General features: G+C 56.3%; 26 protein-coding genes. All 26 read right to left on the reverse strand.

What is annotated here, in order from left to right; translation table 11 throughout:
* Window positions 1-921: 921 nt before the first annotated feature.
* Window positions 922-1,902 carry a replication initiator protein A gene (locus CSC67_RS07815; RefSeq protein WP_209304294.1) on the reverse strand — a complete coding sequence of 327 codons (981 nt, stop codon included), beginning with the start codon at window positions 1,900-1,902 and terminating at the stop codon, window positions 922-924.
* Window positions 1,903-2,136: 234 nt separating this feature from the next.
* Complete coding sequence (locus CSC67_RS07820) at window positions 2,137-2,400, reverse strand: hypothetical protein (RefSeq protein WP_118993965.1); 264 nt, start codon at window positions 2,398-2,400, stop codon at window positions 2,137-2,139.
* Between the two features lie 17 nt (window positions 2,401-2,417).
* Window positions 2,418-3,503: a P-type DNA transfer ATPase VirB11 gene (gene virB11 / locus CSC67_RS07825; RefSeq protein ID WP_245220168.1), complete on the reverse strand. Its 1,086-nt coding sequence runs from the start codon at window positions 3,501-3,503 to the stop codon at window positions 2,418-2,420.
* Window positions 3,504-3,692: 189 nt separating this feature from the next.
* On the reverse strand, window positions 3,693-4,883 hold the full coding sequence (virB10, locus tag CSC67_RS07830; RefSeq protein WP_118993966.1) for a type IV secretion system protein VirB10: 1,191 nt from the start codon (window positions 4,881-4,883) through the stop codon (window positions 3,693-3,695).
* Window positions 4,883-5,692, reverse strand: a complete 810-nt coding sequence (locus CSC67_RS07835) for a TrbG/VirB9 family P-type conjugative transfer protein (RefSeq protein WP_118993967.1) — start codon at window positions 5,690-5,692, stop codon at window positions 4,883-4,885. Before CSC67_RS07835 ends, virB10 begins: the two co-directional genes overlap by 1 nt.
* The gene (locus tag CSC67_RS07840) at window positions 5,689-6,267 is read right to left on the reverse strand and encodes a hypothetical protein (protein ID WP_245220169.1); all 579 of its coding nucleotides are present in this window, start codon (window positions 6,265-6,267) and stop codon (window positions 5,689-5,691) included. Before CSC67_RS07840 ends, CSC67_RS07835 begins: the two co-directional genes overlap by 4 nt.
* 5 nt (window positions 6,268-6,272) lie before the next feature.
* Window positions 6,273-6,530 (reverse strand): hypothetical protein, encoded by a 258-nt coding sequence (locus CSC67_RS07845; RefSeq protein ID WP_118993968.1) that lies wholly within the window; start codon window positions 6,528-6,530, stop codon window positions 6,273-6,275.
* On the reverse strand, window positions 6,527-7,213 hold the full coding sequence (locus tag CSC67_RS07850) for a VirB8 family type IV secretion system protein (RefSeq protein WP_118993969.1): 687 nt from the start codon (window positions 7,211-7,213) through the stop codon (window positions 6,527-6,529). Before CSC67_RS07850 ends, CSC67_RS07845 begins: the two co-directional genes overlap by 4 nt.
* Before the next feature lie 385 nt (window positions 7,214-7,598).
* Complete coding sequence (locus CSC67_RS07855) at window positions 7,599-7,922, reverse strand: hypothetical protein (RefSeq protein WP_118993970.1); 324 nt, start codon at window positions 7,920-7,922, stop codon at window positions 7,599-7,601.
* Between the two features lie 127 nt (window positions 7,923-8,049).
* Window positions 8,050-8,901, reverse strand: coding sequence for a TrbL/VirB6 family protein (locus CSC67_RS07860; protein WP_167752800.1), 852 nt, complete (start codon window positions 8,899-8,901; stop codon window positions 8,050-8,052).
* Window positions 8,902-9,413: 512 nt separating this feature from the next.
* Entirely contained in the window at window positions 9,414-10,127 is a 714-nt protein-coding gene (gene virB5, locus CSC67_RS07870; RefSeq protein ID WP_118993973.1) for a P-type DNA transfer protein VirB5, read from the reverse strand.
* A gap of 15 nt (window positions 10,128-10,142) precedes the next feature.
* Window positions 10,143-12,563 (reverse strand): VirB4 family type IV secretion/conjugal transfer ATPase, encoded by a 2,421-nt coding sequence (locus tag CSC67_RS07875; RefSeq protein WP_118993974.1) that lies wholly within the window; start codon window positions 12,561-12,563, stop codon window positions 10,143-10,145.
* A 5-nt stretch (window positions 12,564-12,568) separates the two neighbouring features.
* A complete protein-coding gene (locus CSC67_RS07880; RefSeq protein ID WP_118993975.1) occupies window positions 12,569-12,949 on the reverse strand; it encodes a VirB3 family type IV secretion system protein in 381 nt (126 codons plus the stop codon).
* Window positions 12,946-13,284: a hypothetical protein gene (locus CSC67_RS07885; RefSeq protein WP_118993976.1), complete on the reverse strand. Its 339-nt coding sequence runs from the start codon at window positions 13,282-13,284 to the stop codon at window positions 12,946-12,948. The genes CSC67_RS07880 and CSC67_RS07885 overlap by 4 nt, the downstream gene beginning before the upstream one ends.
* A gap of 113 nt (window positions 13,285-13,397) precedes the next feature.
* Entirely contained in the window at window positions 13,398-14,096 is a 699-nt protein-coding gene (locus CSC67_RS07890; protein WP_209304295.1) for a lytic transglycosylase domain-containing protein, read from the reverse strand.
* Window positions 14,097-14,107: 11 nt separating this feature from the next.
* On the reverse strand, window positions 14,108-14,737 hold the full coding sequence (locus CSC67_RS21740; RefSeq protein WP_118993977.1) for a TrbM/KikA/MpfK family conjugal transfer protein: 630 nt from the start codon (window positions 14,735-14,737) through the stop codon (window positions 14,108-14,110).
* Window positions 14,738-14,863: 126 nt separating this feature from the next.
* Window positions 14,864-16,354, reverse strand: a complete 1,491-nt coding sequence (gene pilV, locus CSC67_RS21745; RefSeq protein ID WP_118993978.1) for a shufflon system plasmid conjugative transfer pilus tip adhesin PilV — start codon at window positions 16,352-16,354, stop codon at window positions 14,864-14,866.
* A 22-nt stretch (window positions 16,355-16,376) separates the two neighbouring features.
* Window positions 16,377-17,357: an ATPase, T2SS/T4P/T4SS family gene (locus CSC67_RS07905; RefSeq protein WP_118993979.1), complete on the reverse strand. Its 981-nt coding sequence runs from the start codon at window positions 17,355-17,357 to the stop codon at window positions 16,377-16,379.
* On the reverse strand, window positions 17,357-17,875 hold the full coding sequence (locus CSC67_RS07910) for a type 4 pilus major pilin (RefSeq protein WP_118993980.1): 519 nt from the start codon (window positions 17,873-17,875) through the stop codon (window positions 17,357-17,359). Before CSC67_RS07910 ends, CSC67_RS07905 begins: the two co-directional genes overlap by 1 nt.
* Window positions 17,876-17,883: 8 nt before the next feature.
* Window positions 17,884-18,996, reverse strand: a complete 1,113-nt coding sequence (locus CSC67_RS07915) for a type II secretion system F family protein (protein WP_118993981.1) — start codon at window positions 18,994-18,996, stop codon at window positions 17,884-17,886.
* 5 nt (window positions 18,997-19,001) lie between these two features.
* Entirely contained in the window at window positions 19,002-20,654 is a 1,653-nt protein-coding gene (locus CSC67_RS07920; protein WP_118993982.1) for a GspE/PulE family protein, read from the reverse strand.
* Window positions 20,655-20,660: 6 nt separating this feature from the next.
* A complete protein-coding gene (locus tag CSC67_RS07925; protein WP_135227446.1) occupies window positions 20,661-21,197 on the reverse strand; it encodes a hypothetical protein in 537 nt (178 codons plus the stop codon).
* Window positions 21,178-22,443 (reverse strand): type 4b pilus protein PilO2, encoded by a 1,266-nt coding sequence (pilO2, locus tag CSC67_RS07930; protein WP_167752801.1) that lies wholly within the window; start codon window positions 22,441-22,443, stop codon window positions 21,178-21,180. The genes CSC67_RS07925 and pilO2 overlap by 20 nt, the downstream gene beginning before the upstream one ends.
* A gap of 112 nt (window positions 22,444-22,555) precedes the next feature.
* Complete coding sequence (gene pilM, locus CSC67_RS21750; protein WP_118993985.1) at window positions 22,556-22,993, reverse strand: type IV pilus biogenesis protein PilM; 438 nt, start codon at window positions 22,991-22,993, stop codon at window positions 22,556-22,558.
* 1 nt (window position 22,994) lies between these two features.
* On the reverse strand, window positions 22,995-24,782 hold the full coding sequence (gene pilN, locus CSC67_RS07940) for a PilN family type IVB pilus formation outer membrane protein (RefSeq protein ID WP_118993986.1): 1,788 nt from the start codon (window positions 24,780-24,782) through the stop codon (window positions 22,995-22,997).
* A 5-nt stretch (window positions 24,783-24,787) separates the two neighbouring features.
* Window positions 24,788-25,633: a toxin co-regulated pilus biosynthesis Q family protein gene (locus CSC67_RS07945; RefSeq protein WP_209304296.1), complete on the reverse strand. Its 846-nt coding sequence runs from the start codon at window positions 25,631-25,633 to the stop codon at window positions 24,788-24,790.
* Window positions 25,634-25,799: the final 166 nt, after the last annotated feature.

The following is a 25,799-nucleotide window of genomic DNA, read 5'->3' on the forward strand; positions in this document are numbered from 1 at the left end:
AGGCCAGACACGCCGCCAGGCGATCCGCGGGGGGCATAGGCGGGTTGGTACGTGTCGGGCGCTAAAGAATTCGAAAGGCTGCACGTCCTGGGCCCGCTACTGACCCGTTCTTTGGTGGACGTCCGTCATAGGCGGTCGGCGTAGCCGCCTAGGCAAACAGCCGTACTCAGGGGGGCTACCAATCCCCCCAACCGGAGCCGCAGGCTACGGGAAGGGGGACTCTTCCTTGAACAGGCCGTCGCCGCAGGCGACGGGGCGAAGGGAGCGAAGCGACCGGAGGGTAGGGGCGCCCGCAGGGCGCAAAAAAAAGCCCAATGCTTTGAGGCTGGGCGACAGTTATGCACAGGCACTTTCGGGTTTTAAATAAGATTCAAAAGATTTAAAAAGATTTAGGCAGAAAAAAGGCGAAAAAAGCTCTTCAAATCAATGGGTTGGAAGAGGGGGTAGTGGGTAATAGACGGGATTTGGTGGGTAATAGACGGGTTTCGGTGGGTAATAGACGAGTTTCGGTGGGTATTCGACGGAAAGCGGTGGGTAATCGACGGCTGATATCAAGAAAATGAAGATTTATCCACATAAGAAGAGGCCGGACCGTCTATCACACACCCGAATCGGCCTCTCTGCGCAAATACAGAGTCCTGCCGACTGAGCACATTGCCGTCTAATAGCCGCCCAAATTTGCATGGAGGCGTCTGTTCAAGCAGGAGCCGCTTTCCGTCGAATACCCACCGAGGATCTAGGACCCTCTCGTGAATGTATCGGACCGTCGAATACACACCGCAGCGTCGTTCATTCGATATGAACACGAGGATGGACCGTCTTTTACCCACCGTCCCGACGTGTACTTGTGCCACCGTCTAATACCCACCGCTCCGCTAAAAGAGTCGCAGAGCGTAGATGATGTAAGGCTATGCGGGTTCTTTACGCGTCGGCCTCATTGTCTATAGCTTCTGATAACTCCCCTGGGAGCGCATCTCGATTTGTGATGATGAGCATCGGTCCGGACTTGCCTTCGTCCTCGGCTAGGGTGTATTCGGGTAGATCGTTGGCCGAAATCAAACGGCGAAGCATTCGGCTGAACTCTTTGAAGGAGCCGAGACTGCCGCTGCGTTTGTAGATCAGCTTGAACGACCATCTGGCACGGCCGCGGCCGGCGACCCGCCGGGCTAGGCGGTACAGGAATCGGCCCAAGCCTGGCTCGATCAAGAAGTAGTTTGGGTGGACCGTCAGAATCTCAGGATGCTTGGATTCGACGACCTCGCGATAGATCCAATTGGGAACCTCGATCTCAACGCTGGCCACGGTGCCATTTTGCGCATAGGAGGACACTCGATAGTTGCTCAGCAGGCCCTCTCCCTCTACTTCTCGCATCGTGCGCCCGCCGCGCCCTTTGCGAGTGCGCACGATCTTCAACGTCGTATTCTTGAGGCGGTCCAGAGCATTTTCAATCTCTTCGTACTGTCGGCCGCCATCCGATCGCCGGCAGAATTTGAGTATGTCGACGACGGCCGGCCGTACTGTCCTGCCGGGTTTCTCACACAGACCCTCACGATGGCGGTTCATAGCTTCGGTAAGGCACGAGATTGCCATTAGCACAATATCATAGTCCCAAACGGATGCCATGCCGTCTGGCCCTGCTTTGACTTCGACATAACCATCGACCAGGTCATAGCGGATCGTCTCGCCGGCGCGCTTGTCTCGTTTGGAGAGCCTGAAAACTGCCACATCCATCAACGATCGGCTGTCTTTAGTTGCCACATCCCACATCGAGGGCACGAATAGATCTGCTTGTGCGTCGCCTCGGGGCATCTTGCGAAGTGCGCTGGCAGAGGCCTTGCCCTTTGGGATATCGACGTCGGACTCGTCAGACTCGCGCAAATACCGCATCTGAGCCTGCTGCATGGTCTCCCCGGGTAGTGCTTGTGCCTCGATGGCCCTTCGGTGGGCGGCTAAGGCTGTTGATTGAATCTTCTCCAAGGGGGTCGGGGCGTTGCGCATAAGGTATATAGCCTCTTTGGAACGGACACGATCGGCCCGCCTGGAGCCAGCGCAGGCGAGCGGTCGGGGCATATGAAAATGGCATCCCAGCAAGGTGCCGGCATGCCACATGAGAAAGTGTTGGGAGTAAGAGGCGGGCTAAGAGGGCCCGAGTTGCTTAGAGTGGGTACAGCCGTCGAATCCAAGACCATGGTCTTTGCAGAACTCGCGCTTGGCAACTTCCCATGCGCGACAGCGCCATACTTGTCCACCGCCCCACGGATTAGCCAGATCAATCTGGTGGATGATTTCGTTGTCGGTCAGTCCTCGACGCCGCCCAGCTTCGAGCACGTCGAGCATCGCCATGTACGCCTGCCCCACGTCCTCATTCCTCAAGTTCAATTGACGTTTTGTCTTGTTCATTTGCGTTCCAGGCCTCATTACATCGTCACCGCGGCGCGCTGAGGATCAAAGTACACTTCAACTAGCTTGAAATCGGAGTAGTACAGGGCAATATCCAAAGTAGCGCGCAAGTATCCGCGCAATGTCTCGATATCCATCTGTTGGCCCGCTGCCGATTGCTTGATGAGCATTGCCACCCGTTCAAAAGTGTCTCTTGCCGAGTTGGCGTGCGTCGTGGTGATTGAACCGGGATGCCCCGTGTTCAATGCCGACAAGTAGTCCCACGCCTCAGGCCCGCGCAGCTCAGATAGAAAGATTCTGTCGGGCGAACTACGCATGCACGCGGCCACACACTCCAAGGCGCTGGGCTGACCTATGCCTGTTCCGTAGATCAAATGCACACGGTTCGGGTGTCTCGGTAAGTACAGCTCGTGGACGTCCTCGATGGTAATGAGCCGTTCATGGGTGGGTACGAGCTCGATCAGGCTGCGAGCGAATGTGGTCTTCCCCGAGCCGGTCTTCCCACCGATGATGATGTTCTTGCGCAGTTGCACCGCCCGCCTGAGAAACTGCGTGATGGAGCCCGCCTTGAAGAGCTCGATCAGCTCTGCGTCCAGGGGGGCCAATTCGGCTTGATCATTCGTATTGCGCCAGGATTGGAAGGCGCCGCTCTGGGCCAGCTCCTCGAGCGACATCACGACGCTTGAATGTTTCCGAATATTGATCGATATCGTGCCCTCGAGGACCGCCGGCGGCAGCATAACTTGCGCCCGCTCACCGTTTAGCAGCTTGAGCGACATTATGGAAGTGAAGTCCATTCCCTCGTTATAAGAAGCCATCGCGGCAGCAAGGCCTTTCAAGTAGGCGTAATGCAACTGCGGCATGGACACTTCATGCCAGGCGCCACCTTTTCGAAGGAATGCGTGTTGCGGCCGAGGAATAGTGATTTCTCGAACGCTTTCGTCGGCCAGGTAGGGCTCCAGTGGCCTGAGCATAGAACGAAGCGCCACCTCGTTGGGATTGGTCGTTGGAGCATGGCGGGCTGCGCCATCTGTTGAGGCGTTTGCGCCGTTCGAACCAGGCATGGTGATCGGGGCCGCAATGTGTAGAGCTTGTTTAGGCATTTCTATTCACGCAATGAGAGACGTCTAGTCATAGGCAAGCGTACATACCTGGCATGTGATCGCAAGGTGCGCAATCATCGGTCGAGGGCTGGCGCAGGACGGCCCGCTTAATTTTGAATTGTCGAATTCGGGCTTATCCCCCGGGTTATGCACATAAACTGTGAATAACCCAGGGCAGGTCCGCCGGCATCACCGAGAGATCATCACGGTTGAGGCTTGAACCACTTGCAAGTCGTAAACGGAGCTAAAGTCCAGATCTCGGGCTACGAAGATGCCGACACGGCCGCCTTGATTCCGATACAAAGTGGGAGGAATGTTGATCGTGTTGTCCAATACCGTACCGACAGCGTCTCGAGCCGCATCGCTGGATCGATCTAAGCGGATGCTATCTTGGCCTTGGCCGCTGCTTCGATTGCTCAAGTAGCTGCCAAGGTCGTCGATCAAGCTAATCATGATGGCTGCGCTGAAGCGCTCGGCAAAGTGCGAATCAATCTCCCCATCCAAGCCGGCTTCACCCAATGGCCCTGTGGCAGGCGAATCCAGGTGCACCACGACGCCATCGGGCGTCTCCAGACGAGACCACACCACCCCGATGCGCGGCTGGCCATGCGCCAAGACGCTTTGTTGGTACCCAGTGAACTTCGTTCCGGCATCGATCAGTACCACTCGGCCGGTGGCTGAGCGCACGTCGCGTGTGGCATAGCACGTGATCATCCCGGCCTGCGCCGAGACGAAGCGAGTTTGCTGGACACAATCAATCATGGCCCCTTGCGTGAGCAAAAGGTCCCGGTTACGGAGCAAACCGGCCGCGGCTGCACTCAACCGCATGGGACGTAGGCGGTCGGCCATCGGGCCGCTGTCGGAAGCTTCCGGCTGCTGTGCAGATGCGCCCGACGAGCTGCTTGGGGGCCGCTCCGAATCGGACCGCCTGAAACCAGCCTTCAATCGCCGGTCCTCGATAGGATCTATGCCCAGTAATGATTGGGTTTCACCAGGTAGGCTGGGTCGGGCCAGGACCGGCGGCACCTTCGGTTCAACAGGCGGCGGCTCCGGCTCTGTAGGATCGGGGGTCGAGGTCGGTTCCGGGACAGGGCGGCGCAAGTTCAGCTCAGGCAAAACATTCTCGATACGCGGTGTGAGCCTGCCAACGGGCCTGTCATTGGATTCGTCCTTGCTGCTTGTGACCCTGAGAACTAGGACAGTGATAAGCGCTATGCCGATCAATGCCAGAACCGTTAGAAAGCCTTTGGCCCCGGGAGCCATGGGCCTGGCGGCGCCGTCCAGCGACGGACGCCCGTGAGCATCGCTTAATTCATCTTGACTGGCCTCGATCTCTGACACCGCATCGACAACGCCGCGCCGCTTCCTAAACCATTTCATCACTGCGACTCCTTGCGTAGCACCCGCTTGACCTGCGGGGATACTGTGCCCGTCGGCAAGCCACGCGTCTGACTGGGGTTCTCGTTGTAGATCGCGAGCACTTGGTCCCCGAGGCGAACATGCCATTTGGCGGCCACGCGGTGGAGGACCATGGTTTGGGCATCTTCCATGTGACGGTTAACGATCACTTCGTTACCATCAGCATCCACGAAATAGACGGCCGGCAGATCTTGGCCCGGGGCAAACCTCAGCCACGTCTGTGCCCCATCGTCCCAGGCGTTTAGTGGTGCCAGGGAATGGTCTCCGCTCATCGTGTAACCGGTCCAGTTGATTGCTAAACCGGGATGTGCCAGCGCCTGCTCAAGCTGACGCGACTCATTCAACTGAGCCGCTCGAGTAGTGTCAATGTCCGGATATCCCAGGGTAAGCCGAACGACGTCTTTTCCAGCGCCGGCCGGTTGATGCTGCAACAGGAATGAGTAGCTGCGCTTGTCAGTAATGACGATCAAATTCGTATTGGCCTGTGGCGCGGCTGGCTTGATGATGAGATGCTTTCCTGTCTGCTCGAAATGGTATGCGTCCGGATCACCAAACCCGCTCCATACAAACTGTTCGTCGTCAGAGAGCTCAATATGGGTCGCAATGCCGGTTACGGTAGGTATCGCGATCACGTCGCTTGGATCATACTGAGTCGTTCTGATACGCCAGTCCTTGGAAGAAGGCTTAGGGTTATCCAGTGCCATGGCATTGACACTGGCCCCCGCCAGAACGAACGCCCAGAACGCCTTGCGCCATTGAGGCTTTCTCATCGCCCCATCTCCATGGCCCGTTCTGCCTTCCCGGTGTCCAGACTGTACGATTTGGCGTGTTCCATGCCTGCCGGAAGTTCCGACTCCATCCGCGTGACAAGACCTACACCGCCGATGGACGCTTGCGGATAGCGGACGGCCAGATCCTTGTCTCGGTCGGTAACTTCGAAGGCGCAAACCAAGCTTGCCCGCTTATGCACGATGAAATCGCCCGTTTCTTTATCCAACTGCATGACGCAGTTGGGCGTGATACCCACAACTGGGCCCACATACTGGCGATGCGGCTCGGGCTGGCGTAGCTGCTTGTCCTGCTCATAGTGCAAATCAACGGGCCGGCGTTCACGATCCATCCTTACTTCGAAATGTTTGGCCAGTGCCGGGGCGGCCTGAATGGCCGAAGGCAAGCGCAAATTGGCATCTTTGCTCAGATGGTCTTTGCACAGGCGCGCCGCGCCATAGAGATCCCGAGCCGCATACCGCTCAAGGTCCTTGAGCAACGCCACACGTTGCTCATTGGAGAGCTTGTGCGCCTGTTCGAGACGAGCAATCAATTCTTGGTCCTTGGAAGCTGTCATGTTCTTTACCTCTTCTTCGAATATGAAACCGGCGGGAGTAGCACCCAACGAAATAGGCCGACGACGCTGGTGAGCATGAAACCCAGCTGCATGACCAGCAGGCCAAACGTTTGAGTAAACAGCGCGTAGGCGATCCAGCACAGGTTGGACGTCAAAAAGGCCAGGAACCCCCAGCCTGAGTAACGGTGGTGGGCGACCAGCAAAGCCGCGCCGCATAGGCCGAGCAATGCGCCGGACCATTCGAACAGAGTCGCGGCCGTCATCGAAATGCCACCTCTACGTCGGTGTCGTAGCTGAGCACTTGAAATCCGATGGGATTGATGCGACCCGCATCCTCGGTCAGATCGGCGTTCACATAGTCGTAGGCGAGGGTGGCAATGAGATTCTCTTCCTTGGTCACTTGGCCCATGTTGTTCTCTGTCCTGCGGGAGAACCGGACGTTTGCGCTTTGCTTGGGACCTAGCGTGATTGACCGCACGTCGACGCGTACCCGGGTGTGCTGGGCGTAGGTTTTCTGAAGCGCCTGTTCTCCTTGGAATTTTTTGCCATACTCCTTCTGTACTGACGGGGCACTGTAGAGGGCACAGCGATCATGCGTGTTCTGGATCGTGTACCAGTCGTAGCTCTCGCAGGCTAGGACGAACTCATTGATGAACGTCCGGGTGAGGCGATCACCGTAATTTTCCTTCGCATCGGCTAGCCGGGATACGTATTTGATTTCGCCAGTAGCGTCGTTGACTCGAACGACATAGAGCTCGGGAGGTTCCTTCAACGGTGTAATGGCGGCCACAGCTACTGTGGCGCAAATTGTTGTAAATACGGACGCTGCGGCCACCTGCCATGCGCGACGCCGTGATAGTAAGATTTGGGAAAGCAGGTCGCGCTCGACACCTTGCGCACGCGCTAGTTCATCCTCAAGGGAGAGTTTTGGATCGTCTGAAGACATTGCACATCCTGAGCGGAGGACGCAAGCGGCCACCGCATGCTGGCGATAGCCGATGCGGTCAGCGAGCTTGCAGTGGAAAGGAGGAGGTAATGAGGGGCGCTCACCGCGTGAGCCAGATCGGCGTCGCCAAATCAATTATGATCAGCGATGGACGCAGGCGACACCAAACCGAGATTGCGGTAACGGTCCTACATCGTGCTTGGACTTGGACCTAGTGAGGCGCTCTGACGACATGCCATCTGGGGCACTGGAGAGCGTTAGAACAGATTGGAGCTCTACCGAAAGATATTCGGAAGGCTATTGTTTAGCAGCTAAACTATCGGCGTAAGGCTTGATGGGAGATCCGAGTAGTCGAAGTCGATCAGGCGATAGGCGGACAGTGCGATCAGATATCGTAACCACCAAGCTTGGCTTGCCTGCGCCGTTCTTCATTGACGTCATACTTCTTTTTAGAATCTGTGCTCACGGCCATCATCTTGAGCCAGCTGAGCCCGAGCAGCTTCAGTGGCCACCAGATAAAGGGGCGCACGATCCAATTGCCGATAAAGAGGGCCACACGGCTGAACAGGAAGCTCATCTGGGCGTTCTGCAGCTTCTCGGCCAGCTGGGCGGCTTCCGCGTCGGGCTTGCCAAGGTCCAGCAGTTTGGGATTGTCACCCACGCCTACTTTCTCGGCCGGCCAGAAAGGCTTGAAAGGGGAATTGTCCATAGCAACTCCTTTCCGAAAATGTGAATTCGATACTACCTAGCCTATGTGGCTTCATACCAAATGTATCAGAAACTCTGTGCGTTTGTACAGTACTTCTTGCAGCGTTGCCGGAGGCGCAATCAATGGTTCAAATCTTGCCAATAAAGGGCATATCTACGGAGAATCCGCCCGTGACTTTGCCCACAATTACGGACGGCATCTTAAGCAGGAATATCGCTACCGAGGACACTAGGAATATTACCGCCAGAATCTGAAGGATATTAACTTCATCTGCACCAACCATGTAGACCAGTATTGCCTGGATGTGGCTCAGCATACCCATGACGATGCTGAACACGGAAGTGAATAGCATGCCGTAGAAGGCAAAGTACAACGCCTGCTGCAACCAGTATCTGAAGAATTCCTTGGTCGGCTCCCACAGTGCAGCGGCAATGAAGAACGGTCCTACCGTCACGATGAGGGCCATACCCACTTTAGCGACGGTCATTAGGAGAAGCCCGATGACGGTCACGAGGGTATACATTAGGACGATGGCCAGAGATACGAGCGAGAACAAGACGGTACGCCCCATTTCTGTCCAGAAGCTGGGCGCACGTTCTTCAAGTCGAGTGGCCGTCTCCAGGCCGGAATTGTGAAACTCAGACAGGATGTCTCGAGCATCGCCCGGACCGCCCATGATGACCTGCATCAACCCATCCGGTAGCGACAGCATGGCGCCCATGATCTGAGTCTGGTAAAACCCGCCGCTCTCGATTAATCCGACGACGATTAGAACCTTGACTATATTCCCGAGCGCCTGACCAAATGGCGTAGGGATCTGTTGGGTGGCGATGAGATACCCATAGAAGAGTAAGCCAATCGTGACGCCCAACTCAAGGGGTAGCCAGATCGCCGCGGTGATCCGTTCCAAGTTGGTGGCGACACTGTTCAATAACATAGTATTGACCATCTGGTCTAACCATTGGACGATAGCCCCCAAGCTGGTTAGCCTTACGGACGGCGATTCCATATGAATGATCCTGATGAGAGCTTACGCCAGGCCTCTGGCGCCTAAGGCTATTGCTGGCGGCTTTGGCAGCCGATCTATTCGGGCAGCGGCCTTGGTCGACAACTACTTGATGCCTTTTTCGCAATGAAGCGTTATTGCCATGACCGGCTCGTGCGGTGTCGCATCACTATTCGATTAAGGTTCAATGAGATGGCCATGCTGTAGGCGCCAATTGGCAACCAATGAAGCTCCTGCGAGATTGCCAGCATCAAATTCTTCAGATCTGAGGCTGGAACAGCACTAATACCCTCGAAGCCGCTAAAGAAGGCAAACAGTAGGACCAAGCTACAAGCGGCTACTCCGGCTAGCACGATCGTCAAGGCAAATCCCGATAGGGCGGTCCCACGTACAAACTTCCAGCATCGTTGGCCCGATCCTTCGCCAGTAAAGTAGGACCGAAAGATTCTTTCCTTGTCTTTCATGGTCTTCATGTCATTCATGGTTTATGGAATGTGAGGTAATGGAGCGCGAATTGCATCGACACTCAGCGAGCTTTGGCGAGCCAGCTTGGCGGATTGCTGCTCGATAAGGGCTTTCTCAGACTCAAGTTGGCGCGAGAGCAAATCGGCCCGGATTTGATCTGCCTGGATGTTCGCTTGCTCCACCTGCAGCCTGGCCTGAAGATCGGAGATTGCCTTGGGGTCGGTGGCCAAATTGATCTGCTGCTGCAGCTGATCCAGCTGCTGCATCCGGGTCCCAATGCCTTCTTGCGCCTGCTCGAGCAGAGCTTGGCTTCGTAGGCCCAGATCCTCAACACGCCGCGAGAGCGCCTGGCTGTCGGCCGCGTAGTTTCCGGTGAGCCGTTCTTCGTTCCGGATGCGATCAACCGAATGCTGAATGGACCCCACAGAACTTTCCCCGCGCCTGAGCACACCGCGCACATCGGCCGGAATCGAATTGCGGATGGCGGGGTTGTTCAAGATGTCGCCCAGATTACGAGCCCCGGTGATGGCCTCGTACTGGCGGTGGGCGCTCTCCAGCTGAGCCTTGAGTGTTGCGATCTGCTCAAGATACTTCGCCAGTGACTCGGCGTGCTGTGCGGCTCGGGCGGCGATGCTCGCACCGTCGTTCACTGGAATCTGTCCATAAGCTGGCCAGGCGAGCGCCAGCAGGGTAGCGGCCGCCAATCGGCGAGGCGACTGAAGGGTGATGGTCATGGGATGCTCCTTTGGCTAGGATTTGCCTAGCTGGGCGACTTTTTGACAATAGACAGGAACCCAATCTTGAGGATTGGGGCCAACCTCCTTGCGGGCGGCCTCGGCAAGCGCCGAGACGTCCTCTGAGCCAGAGAACACGAGCAGCGAGTCGGGACACGTGGACAGGTCCAGGGAGGCGGTCACGAGACTATGACCTTGCTTAATCACAAACTTTCGGCTGAATTCGCCAAGGCCCCTGATCAGTTCGAATTCAGCTGGTGATAGCTTGAACCCCTCGACGTATTCGTCCTTGCTGGCCTTCGGATTAGGCAGGTAGATCGTGGTCGCTGACTGCTGCACCAGGGATTTGCCCACAGGATTTGCAAGAATGGCTTCGGGCTCTTGGGTTGCGAAGATGAAAATGCCGTTCTGCTTACGAATGGTACGAGACTTGTTTTGAGCAAGATCCTGAAAGTATGGGACTTTGAGCGGGTGCTGGACTTCATCGAACACATAGGCGAATCGCCTACCGTCAATCATGCCTTCTGTACGGTAGATCAGGTACGTGAGCGCAGCATCGCGAACAGGACCTTCCTCGAGGAACTCGGTCAGATCAAACCCGAACAAGTCGTGCCTGGTAAGGTCCAGCTCATCGGTCGGATTGTCAAACAACCACCCATTTTCATGGCCCTGACACCAGCGCTGTAGGCGTTCACGTAGGCTCAAGTCACCATCCTGGCCGGGGACGTTGGGAAGAAATCCGAGCAGCGCAGAAAGCCGGCGATCGGCCCGATCGACGAACTGCGTCAGCTGATCGATGGCTTGGGCGATGGTGCGTTGGTCGCGCAAGGACGTCTCTGTGTCGCCTTCACGCGCCAATTGAGTCGTTTGGCGCCGCATGAACGCAAGATTGCGCTCGTTCGGCTCCAATTGCAGATAGTTCCAGCCGGTCGGTACGCCAAGCTCCAACACAAAATATTTGCCGTCCATGGCTTCAACGGTGACTTGCAATCCGCGGTCTTTGTCAAAGACCGCACCGGTATAGCCCAACTTGCGGGCCTGGGTAAGGCAGTGTCCGAGCAGTACTGTCTTACCCGTACCCGAGGCGCCGACGATCATCGTGTTACCAAGCCGGCGCTTGCCTGTTTCGTCTACTTCGTCCAATGAACTGTGGAAGTTCATGAAGTAGGGCGTTCCACTATTTGTCTTGAGCATGGTGACCGCTGGCCCCCATGGGTTGCCGGCGGGCTTGCCAAACAGGTAGTTGTGAAATCCCGAGAAACTAAGAAAGCACTCAGACGTGATTGCGGCCGGCCTGGGTCGCCAGTGCCAGTTGCAGGGAAGCTGCGCGCGCCACGCGGCAATTGATGCCCGATCGACAACTTGGCCAATGATGCCGGCGTCACTTAAAACGCCGATGGCATCTGCGCAATGCCGCATTGTTTGATCACCGTCATCGCCAAAGACCATCATCGTGCAGTGATGCTCGCCCATGACAAACTTGCCCGCAGCGAGTTGGTCCAACGCAACGTCAAGTTCTGCGATCTGACTTCGGGAGTCGTCCGCGGCGTCCACGAGCCATTTGCGTTGTTTGGCGAGGGCAGCGCGACCATCGGCCCGAGACATCGCAGAGAACGAGTGGGTCAGAATGAACTCGAACGGCAATGTAAGCAGGGAATTCAAATGACCCGGAGCGAGCTCATTGGTGTACTCGCGTATCTCGACCGTCGCAAATCGGCGTGATTGCGTCGTGCCCCGCAACTCACCCTGCGGGCCGTGCGTTGCAAAGAAGGGCCGGCTGCGCGGCAGATAGTCACACAGTCGAGCAGGCAAAACCGGAACAGGCGACACCGAGCCGTTGACGAGGAAGGCCAGAAACTCGGCGGCTTCGGAGAATCGCGTTCCTTTGCGTTCGACAATGGACAATAGCTCGGCATCATAACGGCGCAGGGTCGTTGCGAGTTTCCGGTTGATATCGTTCAACTGGTCAATGGCGTGGCGCTGCCACATCAGAACGTCGTCCCGGGTACGCCTTTCCATGCGACTGAAGAGCTTCATGGATGAGTCAACCATCATCCGCACGCTGGCCGTGAGATAGAGCTCATTGACCATGGGCGGCTCACCTTGAAATACTTGGCGGTAAGCCTTGTCGTGTTGTGCCGAGAACCAATCTGGATACTGGCTCTCGGGATACTCCCGAGCACGACGCCGAACCAGGTGACTGTAGATACCAAAGCCACTGGGCAGGCCGCGAAGAAGGTTGTTGAGCTCATCCCTCCAGCGGGCCAGTTCAGATTCGGATATCCCCTCGAAAGTACGGCCGCCGATGCGCCAGGCGGATAAGTATTCCAGGGCTTTCGTACTAATAATCGTCGGCGTTACATGTTGGGAGTAGGGAATATGCTTGGACACGCTGGGCTCCCAGACGGGCCGCCGCAGTTCAGCTGGATGGTTCATGCGATTTATGAGTCCTCATTACGACACCACGCCCGGCGCCGCTGATAGGGCGTTGGCGTGAAAGAGATGGCGTTCCAGTAGTGCTTGTTGCGTGCGAATAGCTTCGTGCGAACCCAAAGCTCTAGAACCCAGAATGCACGGTCATCGTTGCGGCTGATGATGGCCATAATGGGGTACAGGACGGCGACCAGGCCAAGCCAATAGAAATTGAACATGGCCAACCATCCGACACCCACAACCATGAAGATGAAAGCCCTGACAGGGACTCCGCCTTTGACCGTGGCTACACGAGTGGCACCCTTGAAAAGGGGCACATGGTTTGGGTCAATCGTCCGTTCTTTGGCCGGCGGAGTCGGCTGGCCTTGTGGAGTGGCGGCCCTTTTCATGTGAAGAAGAGCTTAATGATCGCACCCACCAACACGCCGGCAAAGAAGACGCCGCCGCCCCACTGAATCAGCGTGTCTTTTCGGATTACATCGGCTGAGTAGAAGGCTCCCATGACGAGCCCAGCGATTGTGCAGAGAATTGGGATGATCAGCCAAAGCCATTCCCTGAACCGCTCGAGTACGCTTGTTCCCTGCTCGAGGCCGCCCAAGGACTGAGCCAGGCCAACTGCGGGTGTCATAAGCAGCGCACACGCGCACAGCAACACGGCACAAATGTGAAGGACTTTCAAGTGATGACGGTATGCTCTCGGAGGAGAGTCGAACTGTTTGAGCATGAGAACCTCATAGGCGAACGCCGGCCACCGATCGCAACCGGTACCGACGAGATTTAGATAAAAGGAAGAAAAAGGGCCAGGTGAGAGAGTTCGCCCGACAGGATTGCGTGGTGCTAAGGACGGCCGCGATAGACGATGGAACCGACCTGCGCGCGCGCCTGAAAGGGGTCAGTGAACTGACCTACGCCTTGCGCCTTGAAGGCACTACGCTGGGTGCGGTTAAAGGCGCTTTGTGAGCTTTGGGCCGGTGTGGGCTCTTCCGCGTTGTCCAGTTTGCGTGGAGTGTCGTCAGATTGTTCCGTGACCTTGCCTCTATGTCCCCGGCTGGGCTTGGCAAGCGCCGGAACAGTAACTTTCGGGGCTGAGCCGACTCCCGCCACTACCTTGTCCACATAGCCGTTGGTGAAGCCATTCTGGTAGTTGCCGGTGTTGTAGCAACTGAGCGCGGCATAGAGGGCTTTCTCTGCCGCGAGCTTCTTGCTGGCGCCGTTGTAACAGTTGACAAGCACTCTTTGTGCGGCCTGCAAGTTGGTACAAGGGTCAAAGACGTTCTCGGGCGTAATTCCAAGCCACTCCCAGTTGGCACTGTTGATCTGTCCGTAGCCGGCATCAAAGTTTTTACCCTGCTCGAGCAGCTTTTTGACGGTTTGAACCGCTTCTTCCCGCGTCTTTGACTTGATGCTGCGATGGGGCTTTTCGTTCACACCGATAGCCAGGGGGTTAAAGGCGGACTCATGGCGTACGATCGCCACCATGGTCGTGGTGTGTACCTCGGGGGCACATACTTTGGCTAGTTCAATGAAGTCAATCATGGTCCGCTCACCTACCAGCTGGAGTGGTTGTATCCATATCGCTCGGCCTCAAGCTGTCGCCGTTCAAGCTCGGCTTCGTACTTCACTCGCTCTGCTTCGTAGTCCTCTGGCGTTACCCAGTAACCACCGTCCTCATATGTGCCTAAGTAGACGGGGGCCGTGTCAACGAGATCCGTGTACTCATGTTGTACGTATGCCCCGCAGTACGAGGGCTTCTTGTTGCTCGTACGCACCCAGCCCCGTCCATATCCATCCGTGTACCAATTGCCCAGTACTCGATTCAAAGATGCGGCATCGCACCTTCCTGCGCCCTTTGATATCGCATCGGCCAATGAAGCCATTTGAGGCGTCTGCGAGGCGGTAGGGCATTGACGTAAGAAATCAAAGCGTGCAGCGATGGTGTCAGAAAGATATCTTTCGCTTATTCCATAGTAGTAAGACAGTGCAGGATTGCAGGCCGCCGTGGCGGGGCCAGCGCTCGAGGACAGGCAAAGAAGGGCTTCGCATGCGAGTCGTACGGTTCCAGTGAACAGAGTGGAGTCCGCCTCTTGTGCTTGAGCTGTAGTTGGCGCTGTACTGCTAAGAGCAGCCAGAATTAGGCCGATCGCCCACAGCGATCGTCCGCGTGAATGAATCAACATGTTTGATTCCTTGGAAAGAGAAGCAGGACGCGCTTGAACGGAAAGCTCGGTCGGATTTAACGATAGTTGAGCGGTATCGCGTTACACCTGTAGAGTGCTTGAGCTCTCCTCAGCGTTCGATGAGAGCTACCATCGACAGTAGTCGGAAGGTGGGCAGCGGGTAATAGTGTCGACTGCAACCCAAGTTGCCCCGATACAAACGAGGTTGTATCCATACAATTGTTCCCTGACTTCACAGACCGTTCCTGAAGGGGAAGCGGGGCAGCTCTTGTAAGGGGCGGAGCGTGCGGGGCAGGAGGCCATATCAACCAGCCTGGAGCTACCCCCTGGTTTTGACCACCGGCCTGATTGACAAGAGACTAAGAGTCCAACACTTGTGCGTGCAACAAGCCCGTTGGGACTACAGGCTGCACCCTCGGTGACAACGCCGTTCAATTGCAGGTGCTCTCTGGCCGTCAGGCGGTTCCCGGTCATATTGCCGGTGGCAGTGATTGTTCCGCCCGCGCTCATATTGCCTGAGGCAGTAATGTGGCCCGACGCGCTAACGCTGCTTGACGTGCTGATATTGCCGTTTGCCACTATGCTGCCTGAAGCACGGAAGGTTCCCGTTTGATCTATGCTGGCTACTTCGGAGGAGAATCCATTATTAACCCAGCGGAATTTGCCATTGATATTCTGTAGCCACATGGCCTGCCCGTTCGCGCCTGTGAACTGCATCCTTTGGCCTTGCCCCGCTACCCAAAACATCGCTGCGCTTTGGGTCCAGACGCCACCTTGGCAAGACATAGGATTCCCTGCGCTATCGCGGGCTACGGTTCCGGCCGGAGAACAGGCAGTGCCCTGGCTTACTACTCGGGTTAGGCGTGTTTCACCTGTTTGAACTACAGAAGCGTTATTCACAGCGTTGTTATTCATATCAATCGCGGTTGCCATCCGATTGACTTCAGGGCGTCCGGCTACAGCGCCTCGATGTAAATAATCGTCTACCGTGCCTGCTTCGCTGTAGAAGAGACCGACGGCGAGATGCCCGGCTCCGGGAGATCCTCCAAAACCGGCGAGCGGAGCTTCCCAGCCACCGGCGTTCCCAATGGCCACGCTCGGCGAGCTTGAACGAATTGAACCGCCTGATGGAATCCTTCCGGCGATTCGAAGCAGTTCACCGTCGTCGATCGCCCGCCCTCCTTCCGTGACCACCATAGGTTCCAGGACGTTGCGTACATTAGCGCCAGAGCCTTGACGCACGTAACGCACGCGTACCGAATAGGACTGACCGTAAGGATTCCGTTGTGTGAGCTGAGGGCTCAAGTATCCTGTGCTGATCAACGTCGACAAGGGTATGGACGTAGCTGCGCCATTAAGGGGTAATGACGAGGTGAGCGTTGCATAATTGTCCTTCACATACTGGGCGGCGGCCAATGCAACCTTATCCATGTGCGAAGCGGTCTCATTGACCTGAGGAGTTGCCCGGTATTGCCTTAGCGCCGGCCCGAGCCCCTGGTGAAGTAGGACGATAATGGCCAGGGCCGCCAGCATGGACGGCAAGCCAAATCCAGATTCGCACCGGCGCGATTTGTCGGCAGAAAAGAATATTTCCGTCAATCTAGTTGATAGTCGCATGTTCTGCACCGCTTAAAGTGGGCTACCTCGACGAAAGGGTCGAACGCCAGTACCTTGCCTTCTGCATCTGAATATCATCCTGAAGGGCAGCGAAGTTGCCTTCGCGGATCTTCCCTATGGCGCCCAGACAGGATTGATCGTCTCGATCCAAAACCAAGCAGTCCGAGCTAAAGCGGGGGATATGGCGGTCGCTGGAGTCGGTCACGTAAGTTTTGGTAAGGTGGACGATGCCAGCGATTGACATCGCTAGCCTGGAGCTAGCTTCTGTGCCGCTTGCCCCTCGCGCACGGAGGTAAGAGTGATATTTGTCGAGTGCTTCGGGGACTGACGAAGCGTGCATGGTGACCAAGACGGGCATATCGGTATTGGCGACATCAAGGGCTTCAACTGCTGTGTCTGCATTTCGAATCTCACCTACGAGGATGAGATCCGCCCGTGATCGACGTACAAGTTGCAGTGCTGCCTGATACCCACCGAGTCTGCGCGAGATCGGGATCGAAACAATGCGGCCCGACCCGGCGCGGCCGGCCATCTGGACTTCCGCCGTCGGATCTTCCATGGCGACCCCTGTACCTCCTCGTTCCGAGACCCGATGAGCAAAGAGGCTTGATGCAGTCGTGGTCTTGCCTGTGCCAAAGCCGCCTGTGATAAGGATCAACCCATGCAGCTTTGGGCGCAGGCAGAAGGCCACGAACTGACCTGGCACGGGAAGCTTCTGTATGGGGCGTACCTGGGCATCGATACGCGACAAAAACCAGACGGGTCCAACGTCTTGTTGCATGGCGGTGACCCGGAAGCGCATCCCTTCGTGAACGAGCGTGAACTCGGCATCAGCGGCCGAGGCGTCGCGACACATGGCACGCAGCCTCTGCACATCGGCCGGACAGTCTGTTTCCACGTCATAGAGGCAAGTCTGTTCCGGCCCTTCAACCTTGATGTCGCAGAAGTCGGGCCCCAACACAATGTCTACGAACTCCCGTTGTGAAAGACGCCCCATGTTCATTAGTAGGCCACGAAACTTAGGTCACTGGCACCTGCGTTACTGCAGGAAGGTACCGGTTCGGCGAACTCTCCGGTCGCCATCGCCGCCGTAACAAATCGGTCGCATGCCGAGGTCGGGACGCCGTTGTAAGCGATCTGCAGCTCACTTGCCGTTCCCGTCACAACGACGGTGCCGTTCCAACCGTTGCGCACAGTGCCGCCGGGATCTGCACCAGTCATAGATCCGAACGCTTGCATCCTTTGCAAAGCGGCATTGTTGACACTGGCATAGGAGCCTCCTGACTTGAGAGATTTGGAGGCGGAAGCAATCATCATTAGATTGTTGGTTTCGATCTGAACGGAAGTCCCCGATTTCATGTACTTGAAATATCCCCAGAGCGCGAGCGAGATCGCGGCAACGATGATAAGTCCGAACATCACAGAGGAAACGGACATTCCCCGTTCACGCTGCTTGCCGCCACGGGTGGGTCCGAGAAAGTGGCAAAGAAGCTTACGTTCAATAGACTGAAGTTGGTTCATGCTTTTACCTATTTGATTGAATTGAAAATTAGTTCGATGATGCTCAGAGCAAGCCAGAGCACCCAAAGAGCTACCCAGATAAGACCTATTCCAGTCGCCCGTTTGGCATACTTGTCAATCTGCGTGGCAGTGTCGTCCAGCCAGTTCTGGGAGTACTCGATTAGCGCTTCCGGCGCGCCAGAAAGCGAGTCGATGCTCTCAATGACAGGTAGCGCCTCCCAATCGGGGAAGTTGTGTCCGGCATTGCGAAGGGATCGGCCCAGTCCGTACCCTTGGCGAATCCCCAGCATCGCTGCTGATATCCGAGTCCGTAGCCACGGGTTAGCGTTCCTTGCCAGAGTACTGAGCGCAGTCTGAATAGGCACACCACTTCTTTGAAGCACTGCGAACGTATAGAGAAAGAGGGCGCCATGGATTCGTCTGTATAAGGACCAAGGTGGGTATCGATCGGCCTTGATCCTCCACGTTCCTTTCCATTGGCTTAGCGAATAAAGGATCGTCAAGACCGCGATTACCAGCATTGCAGCGCCGAGATACCAATAGTTCGCCACCGCCATAGCCAACCAGACAAGAATCTGAGTACGCGTCGAGAACTGGGATAGGGTCCAGATGTCCATGCCAGGTAGGAACGAACTGCCGATGAAATGAAGCATCCCAAAAACGACGAACGTCATGAATACAGGGTAAGCAGAAGCCATCATGGCCTTTGTCCACATCCCACTTTGCTGGCGAGTGAATCGGCCCAGCATCATGAAAGCTTCATCCGGTTTTCCGGAAGTTTCTCCCGCTAGCAGAATGGCGCGTTCGGCCGGCGGAAGCCATTCGTGTAGCGCGTCTGCCAATGACAAGTTCCGCCCTTGCATCCCGCTCTGCGCTACCGCGGCTATAACCGGCTGAAAGGGCTTTGACTTTCCGCCAAGCAGCGCATAGATCCGGTTGCCCAGTCGATGCCATATCGACTGGTAACCTTGATATGTGTCATACAGCTTCTGCAGTGCGTCGAGCTTACGGGCACCGGCGCGATGATAGAGGTACATCGCTCGGTAAAAATCCATTCGGTGATGCCGTTTGAAAGAGCTTCTTTTGGTGCGCCATTTGAACAGGCGAATCGTACTGTCCATAATGATTACTCCAGAAGGTGCGAGTCTGCGTTTAGAGGCAGAACCATGCGCTCAGCATCTGTTGGCGAGATCTGTCCTGCGTTGATCTTTTCGATCATGTGTGTCGCCTTCGTCAGCCCGCCACGTTCTCGTACCCAAAGACGGCGCATAGAGCCCTCACCATGATTTCGGTACTCAGTAAGTAGTGCCCGATCGGTGGTCAGGACTTCTGCGCAAATGGTGCGCTCTCTGAGCGCGCCACGATAACAATGATCGCAGCCAGGCCCGCGCAGGCGCACTGTGTCCGGCGTGCAGTGTGTCTCGATCCGTTCGCGTAAGCCGTTAGAGAGTGAGCTTCGACCCTTCGGATATGGAATCGAGCAATGCGGACATACCTGCGGAACGAGGCTCTGGTTGGCAAAGAGCCGAAAGATCTCAGGATCGCTCAGGTAACCCATCTCGATGCCCGCCTCTTGAAGACGAGTGGGTACTAACGTGGCCGTGCTGGCATGGAGCATTCCCCACGTCAAATGGTTCGTCAGCGCTGACTTGAGTGCTGCGTCCATGGTTTCGCGCAATCTAAGTTCTCCGGCAACTATCCAGTCAGGGTTCCAACGCATTAGCGTGTCAAACCCTGCAATCCATGCTTCACCTTCTGCTTTGCGATCCAGACCTTTGCGGAGCACTGCCTTTTGCACCGTCCCAGGAATGCGGATTTCCGGAGGGTCTTCGAGCGTAATGACCTTCCGTGCACAGTTGTCTCGCTCCTGTAGATAGCCAATGAAATTGGCTAAAGAAGTTGATTTTCCTGAGCCCGTGGGGCCGGATATGAGCGCAATGCCATAGGAGAAGTTCGTGAATTCAAGAAACTGGGCTTCGTGCTCGGCTCTATATCCTAAGTTCACCAGTGATCGAGGCTCTCCAAAGTCGTAATGAAGGCGCATCGTCATGAAAGGCCGCTCTTCATCGGTTGGTCCAGTTGAGACACGAATCCGGTGTAATCCCAGGCCCTCGATGTGCTTACGTGCGATCCGACCGCCCTGATCTCGGTTGTAGTCGTACGCGGGGTCCGAAGTCGCTTCGCACATCGAGTCATAGACCGTGCGGATCAATTGTTTAGCGCGTTCCGGCTTTATCGAAAACCGTCTTTCAATGTCGCCAACAATTCGGTACTGAACCTCTGCCGACTCTTCGTAGACTTCAATGAAGATATCGCTCGCACGCTCCTTCACCGCCTCTACGATCATCGCTACAGCTTGAGACTCTTCATTGGTCCGGCTGCCGGCGCTAAGCGAGACGGACCCAACTTCGGCCGATTCTGTGTAGAGTCGCTGAATTTCAGTGTAGGGGACGGAGCGTATCTCCTTATAAGGAATGATCCTTCCCTCGGACAGCTCGGCGCGTCGATCCAATGCTGCGATGTAGCTGCGAACGAGGACATCGGCCCGCGCACCTTCAGCCAGGAAGAGGATGCCATCTTCGGTCAGGGCAGCTTTTGACTGGACCGCGGGCGATCCTTCGAAATCATGCCCTTTGATGCCTGTGACTATCCTCGTTCTTGCTTCAACCGCGGCCGGCTCGGAAAGCTCTATGGGTACAACAGAGGGTTGTGAGGGTAGGTCAGTTATTGACGGCTCGTGTCTTGATTGGATTTGTGGATCTTGAGGCAGTGCGCTCATGTCATCTCACATTGGAGCTGAGTGGCCCGCCGTAAGGACGTCGGGGTGGGATGTAACGGCGGAGTCGGGCACCGGCAATTCCTTTGGCCTTGCAGAGGGAGTTGTAGGGGAGAGGTCTATCAAGCGCCCGTTGTGCTTGAGTTGTATGCCTCCCTCCGTGATATGGGCGACTTCTAACCCTCCTGGCAACGGTTCACCTCGTCCAGCAATCATTGACGTGCCATCTTGAAAGACAAACTTCGCAAGCCAGCCGCTGGCAGTAGCACGGCGCCAAGCGACATTCGGCAGCGCAAAGGAGTCGATTGCGCGCGTCTTCGAAGACGCGCTTTCGAACTTAGCCAGCTCTGCGTGCTGCTTAGCTCTGGCGACCTGGGCCTTGTACAAAATTTCTTCTTGCATGATGGCATCCAGGTGCCCGACCGTGAGGGGGCCTTGAATCGGGACATCGATGTCTGTTCCATCATCGGCATGTGCCTGCATCGTCAGTCCGACTGCGCAGGCCAGCATCAAGAGGTGTAGCCCTCTATTGACCGTATATTTCACCTTTTAGACTCCATTTGAGTTGCCCTTGAGCGTCGAAGTCGAGCTCAATTTCTTGTAAGCGCAGGCCGTCAGGATTGATTCCTTCCAGTAGTTGTGTGGGGTTTCTTGGCACGCCATCGATCGTCCATCGCGCCGTTTTCCAGTCTGGTCGCAGTTCCTGTTGTCCAGAGGAAACAGGAGGTGGTTGATACCCTGGCGCGAATGCCGAATTGGTCGAGGTCACCTCGAATGGCACCAGTTGCGATTGCCACCAGCTCATAAAATGGCGGGTACGGTTGTCCATCTGGTCAAGGCCTTCATCACCGCCTGGAGACATGACCACCGGCCATTCAATGGTTCCTAGGTCGCCGTCGCTGGAGAACTGAACATTTAGGGCCTCTCGCCACGCACGAGCCGTGCTGGCGAAGCCCAAGACAGTTCGTCCCTCTGTTCGTGCGTAAGTTGCGCTCGTGGAGTAGGCGCTGCACTGTGCATTAAGTAGGACCCAACCGTCCAATGTGACGGGCACTTTGCTTATGGATCGAGTACATACCTGGGAGAAGGTCTCCAAACTCGGCTGACTCGTCCAGGGGCGTAGGAGCGAAAGGTCGTGCAAATTCTGTCCGGACTGCTGACGTAAATGCTCAAGCTCCTTAGCCTGTTTTGCGGCCAGCTCGCTGGCAAGTTTTCGCTGATGCCTATCCCACAGCAGCCACGCGGATATCACTAGCGCCGCAAGCACCGCCCATACGGCCCAAGTCCTGACGCTAGATTGGGAGAAAGTGGGTCGCTGCCTAAGCCGATGGCGCCGTTTAACACCGGCTAGCAGGTCTTCCAGGTCGATCGGCTCACCGCCAGGCCACAGAGTGTCCGGCGCATACACCTGAAGTTCGCCCTGCGATGATCGTGAATTCGACAATTCCTGAATCTTGTCAATGGCCTCTTGAGGCTCGCAGACACGATCCATGCCCGGCACGATAACCTCGTCGACGCAAGACGTTAAGGCATACCGGCCGTCGGGTAACTCGAATGCGGCGACAAAGTTGGCGCCCAACATGTCCGCCGCGACGGCCGCCAGGGAGACGGTACCCTTTCGGGCGCGGCCACCTCGACGGATGAAAGCTGCCTGCACCACGTTTTCATGTCGGCGCAAATGCACGACATCCAGCGCCACGCCAGTGCGCTCAAGTTCGTTACGGGCTATCTTGCGGGCTTCATCTTTGTAGTTGTGGCCGCTCGGAAGAACCTGCCAGTCTAAGCCGCTCACGAACGTGCGCCGGCGCCCTACTTTGATAGGGGTTACCCCTTTAACGGTTTTGAATATTAAGACGGTTGTAGCCATCGGTGGACCTGTCCTTATGGCCCTTGATGGACCAAGCCTAGACGATCAGAACGACTGCCTGATCTGGAATGGACGCCGGAAGCGTCATGGTAGATGTGGACCCTGGCGAAACTAGCCTGCCATTTCGTGCGATTCCTGCCAAGGCTGGCACGCCTCGTCCCAATAACGTGGACAGGTCTGCCAAGGGTTGATCGGGTACGAAATAGACGTACCCACGGCCGGACTGAGCCAGGGCGCGTATTCTGCGATCGGGTTTTAGCCAGGATGGCAATCCCAAACTCGCCAAGGCAATTTGTCCGCTCGCCCCAGGCGTGGCCTTCAAATAGGCTGCCAGCGCGTTACGCACTGCTAACATGTCGCTGCCCATTGCCCTAGCGCTCGACACCGTGATGTCATGCCGGATTTGGCGGCTTGTGTCAAAGGCCGGCTCGACGAGCAATACAGAGAACGTCAAAACCAACAACATCAACGGCATATCACGCTACCTCGAGATCGCCTTGGCCCTCCAGAAGGCGGGCCAGGAACTGTTTGAAGCCTTCGGTACGCACCATTCCGTGATCACCGCTTCTCCTCATGATCTGTGGGGAAATAATGATCACTATGACCCGCCGCTCCTTCGCGCGCATTCCGGAACCAGTCGGTATCCAGGCAGAAACATCGCCGACGCCCTGCTTGGCTGCCGTTTCGCTGGCTTCCTGGAAGTCGCTAATGACCAGCGATTGGCCGCTGCGCATGCCTACTCGCTGCAGGAACACCTGCCTGTCTACGGACGCCGCGAACACTGGCCGATCTTCGTCGCCCGGCACCTGTTCGATTAACGCCGGCGGACTCATGTTCAAGGCGAACTGCAAAGTGAGTTCCTGTTCATGAATGTATGGAAGGATATCCATTGCGAAGCCGGTCATGACGCTGCACATTTCGCTCGCCTCGGTGGCGCCGACTTGAGCCGTATTCGTTTGGCTACGGCCACATACGTATTGACGTTCATTGGTCAAGTGAATCGGCGTCGGTTGTAGGTGCTGAGTAATGACGCCGCGCTGGCGCATGATCGACACTGAACCTTGCTTGGATAGCGCATTGAGAATAGCTTGGGTGCCTGCGAACTGGCCGGCGCGGCCCGTGGCTGTATCAAGAATCCCAAATCCAGCACTGGCTGCGCCTTCCACTGAAGGAATGGCGTTCATGAAACCAATACCGTAATTGCCCGATACCGACTGCCACACTAGATTCCAGTTGATACCCAGGCTGTCGGAGTTCGTCAGAACAACTGATGCGACCGTCACATACAGCATTGCCTGACGGCTCATGCGTGAGTTGATCTCTTCTATGTATTGTCCGATCCGGTCTAGCACGTCTGGTGTGTCGGTTACGGTGAGTGTGCCAATTGATGTGGACAAAGCCATTTGGCCGATTCCTGGCGTGAGCATCGCCTCCACTGCCCGTTGTACGTCATTGGCGAATCGAGATTTGATACTGAGTACCGTCTTCTGCGCCGACTCGCTGGTTGTCTCATTCGCGCTAGACCCTGAACCGGAGCCGCCCGATGAACCGGTCGAAAGAGTGGCTCCGCTGGTTACGTTGCTTTGGTAATCCAGCTCGGAGGACAAAGCGATCGGATATGTGCGGGTATCCAAATAGTGGATGACAACGGCGCCAGATCTATAGGACCATGACAAGCCAAGTTGAGACGTCACCACGTCCAGCAGGCCGGACAGCGGCTTGCCAAGCCAGCGAATGGGCTGAATCTTTTTTTCGCCGCTGGTGGAGTACGCGAAATTGCGGGCAGACGGCGGCACGCTCGGTTGAGGAGGCACAGTCGGAATAGCTGGCACCATGGCAGGCGTACCGCCTGCCACTTGGGGTGCATTCACCGCGCCTCCCGCCATCGCCGCCCAGGCGTCCTGACTGATGGTCACAGGGAGTCGGCAATCAGCTGTAATAATCTGAGCGAAGTCCGACAAGGCGAGGGGCGTATCAGCAATAAGTTTGATGCTGCAATCGTGCGAACTTGGAAGCTTGATGCTCTTCGGTTTGACCGTCTCGATCTTCTTGGTTGATATCCAAGGCTCATTCGCTACTTGGATGGGGCTGCGGCCTTCACGTTGCGCCTGAGCTTGATCGACAGCGATTCGAAATGCTTCCTCTGCTACTTCGGGGGCTTGGTCGATTCGCTCATAGGCTGCGCAGCCGGTAAGTAGCGTGAGGCAGAGCAATGCGAGGTGACTAGGCAGCCTGACACTCAGCCATGTCGGGTTAATTCTCATGAAGTTCAATCCTTTGTATTTTTGATCAGCAGCACCTTGTTGGAATAGGCAACTGCATAGAATTCGTAACCTGCTCGGCGATAGGCGGTCAGAATTCGTTCGGCCGCCGCAAGGAAGTCGCTGGCCTCTATGGAGAATGGCGCCTCGATTACGAAGTCAAGTTTGGCATCCCATCGAATCGTCCAATCTTCACGCGCTGCCCACTCACGCAGTAAATCGCTGAGCGCGCTACCTTTGGTCGCCGCCCACGTTCTGAGTGTGGCCTCAGTCATTTCCTCGGAGTGCAACGCGACTTCAACCGTCGACTCTCGACCGGGCCCTTGAGCCGGCTGCAGGGTACCGAGTGTTGAGTTAGGGCTCGGAGTATCATTTGGTGCCACCGGCGACGGTTCGTTCGATGCCTTCGGTTCCGATTGTGATGGCGCCATCATGTCAGCAGCGGACAGTAGGGGCGCTGTCACATCAAATTCGTCTCCCATTTGCACGAAAGAATCGGGGACGGCGAAGGTCAGTGCTTCTTCACTACCAGGCAAAACCGCGAATGCTTCATCGGCAGAGGTGATTTTGTGCTGAATTGCATCCGCCTCATCGATGGGAGGCCAATGGAAATGCCATCGGTATTTGTCGGAGGTTATGGCTATCGACGTACCCATCTGATATGGCAGCGTGATCGGCCAGAAGAAGGTGGCCGCCTGCTCGTTCCCTGTTTGTACCGTTGATCTATCCGAATTCGTGGGCTGTTTTCTTGCCAAGACTCTGGAGGTGGTTTTCTCCTCCTCCACAGCAATGGGGGCCGCTACGGTATCCTCAACGAGTTGTGTAGGGTGATTATCCAGTTCGGATAGAGGCATCCGGATCGAATCTTGCCGTGGCCAGGCATGAGGAAAAGGCGGCGCCCGATTCACGGGGACTCGGTGCCCCTCATCGGGTTTTGGGGGCTGCTTTGGCGTGAAACCGCAGCCCGCGATAAGACAGGCCGCCGCTAGTGCGGGGGCCGCTATGTGGAAACGCATGAAC

This window comes from Pusillimonas caeni, from assembly GCF_003545815.1.
Classification (GTDB): Bacteria; Pseudomonadota; Gammaproteobacteria; order Burkholderiales; family Burkholderiaceae_B; genus Pusillimonas; species Pusillimonas caeni.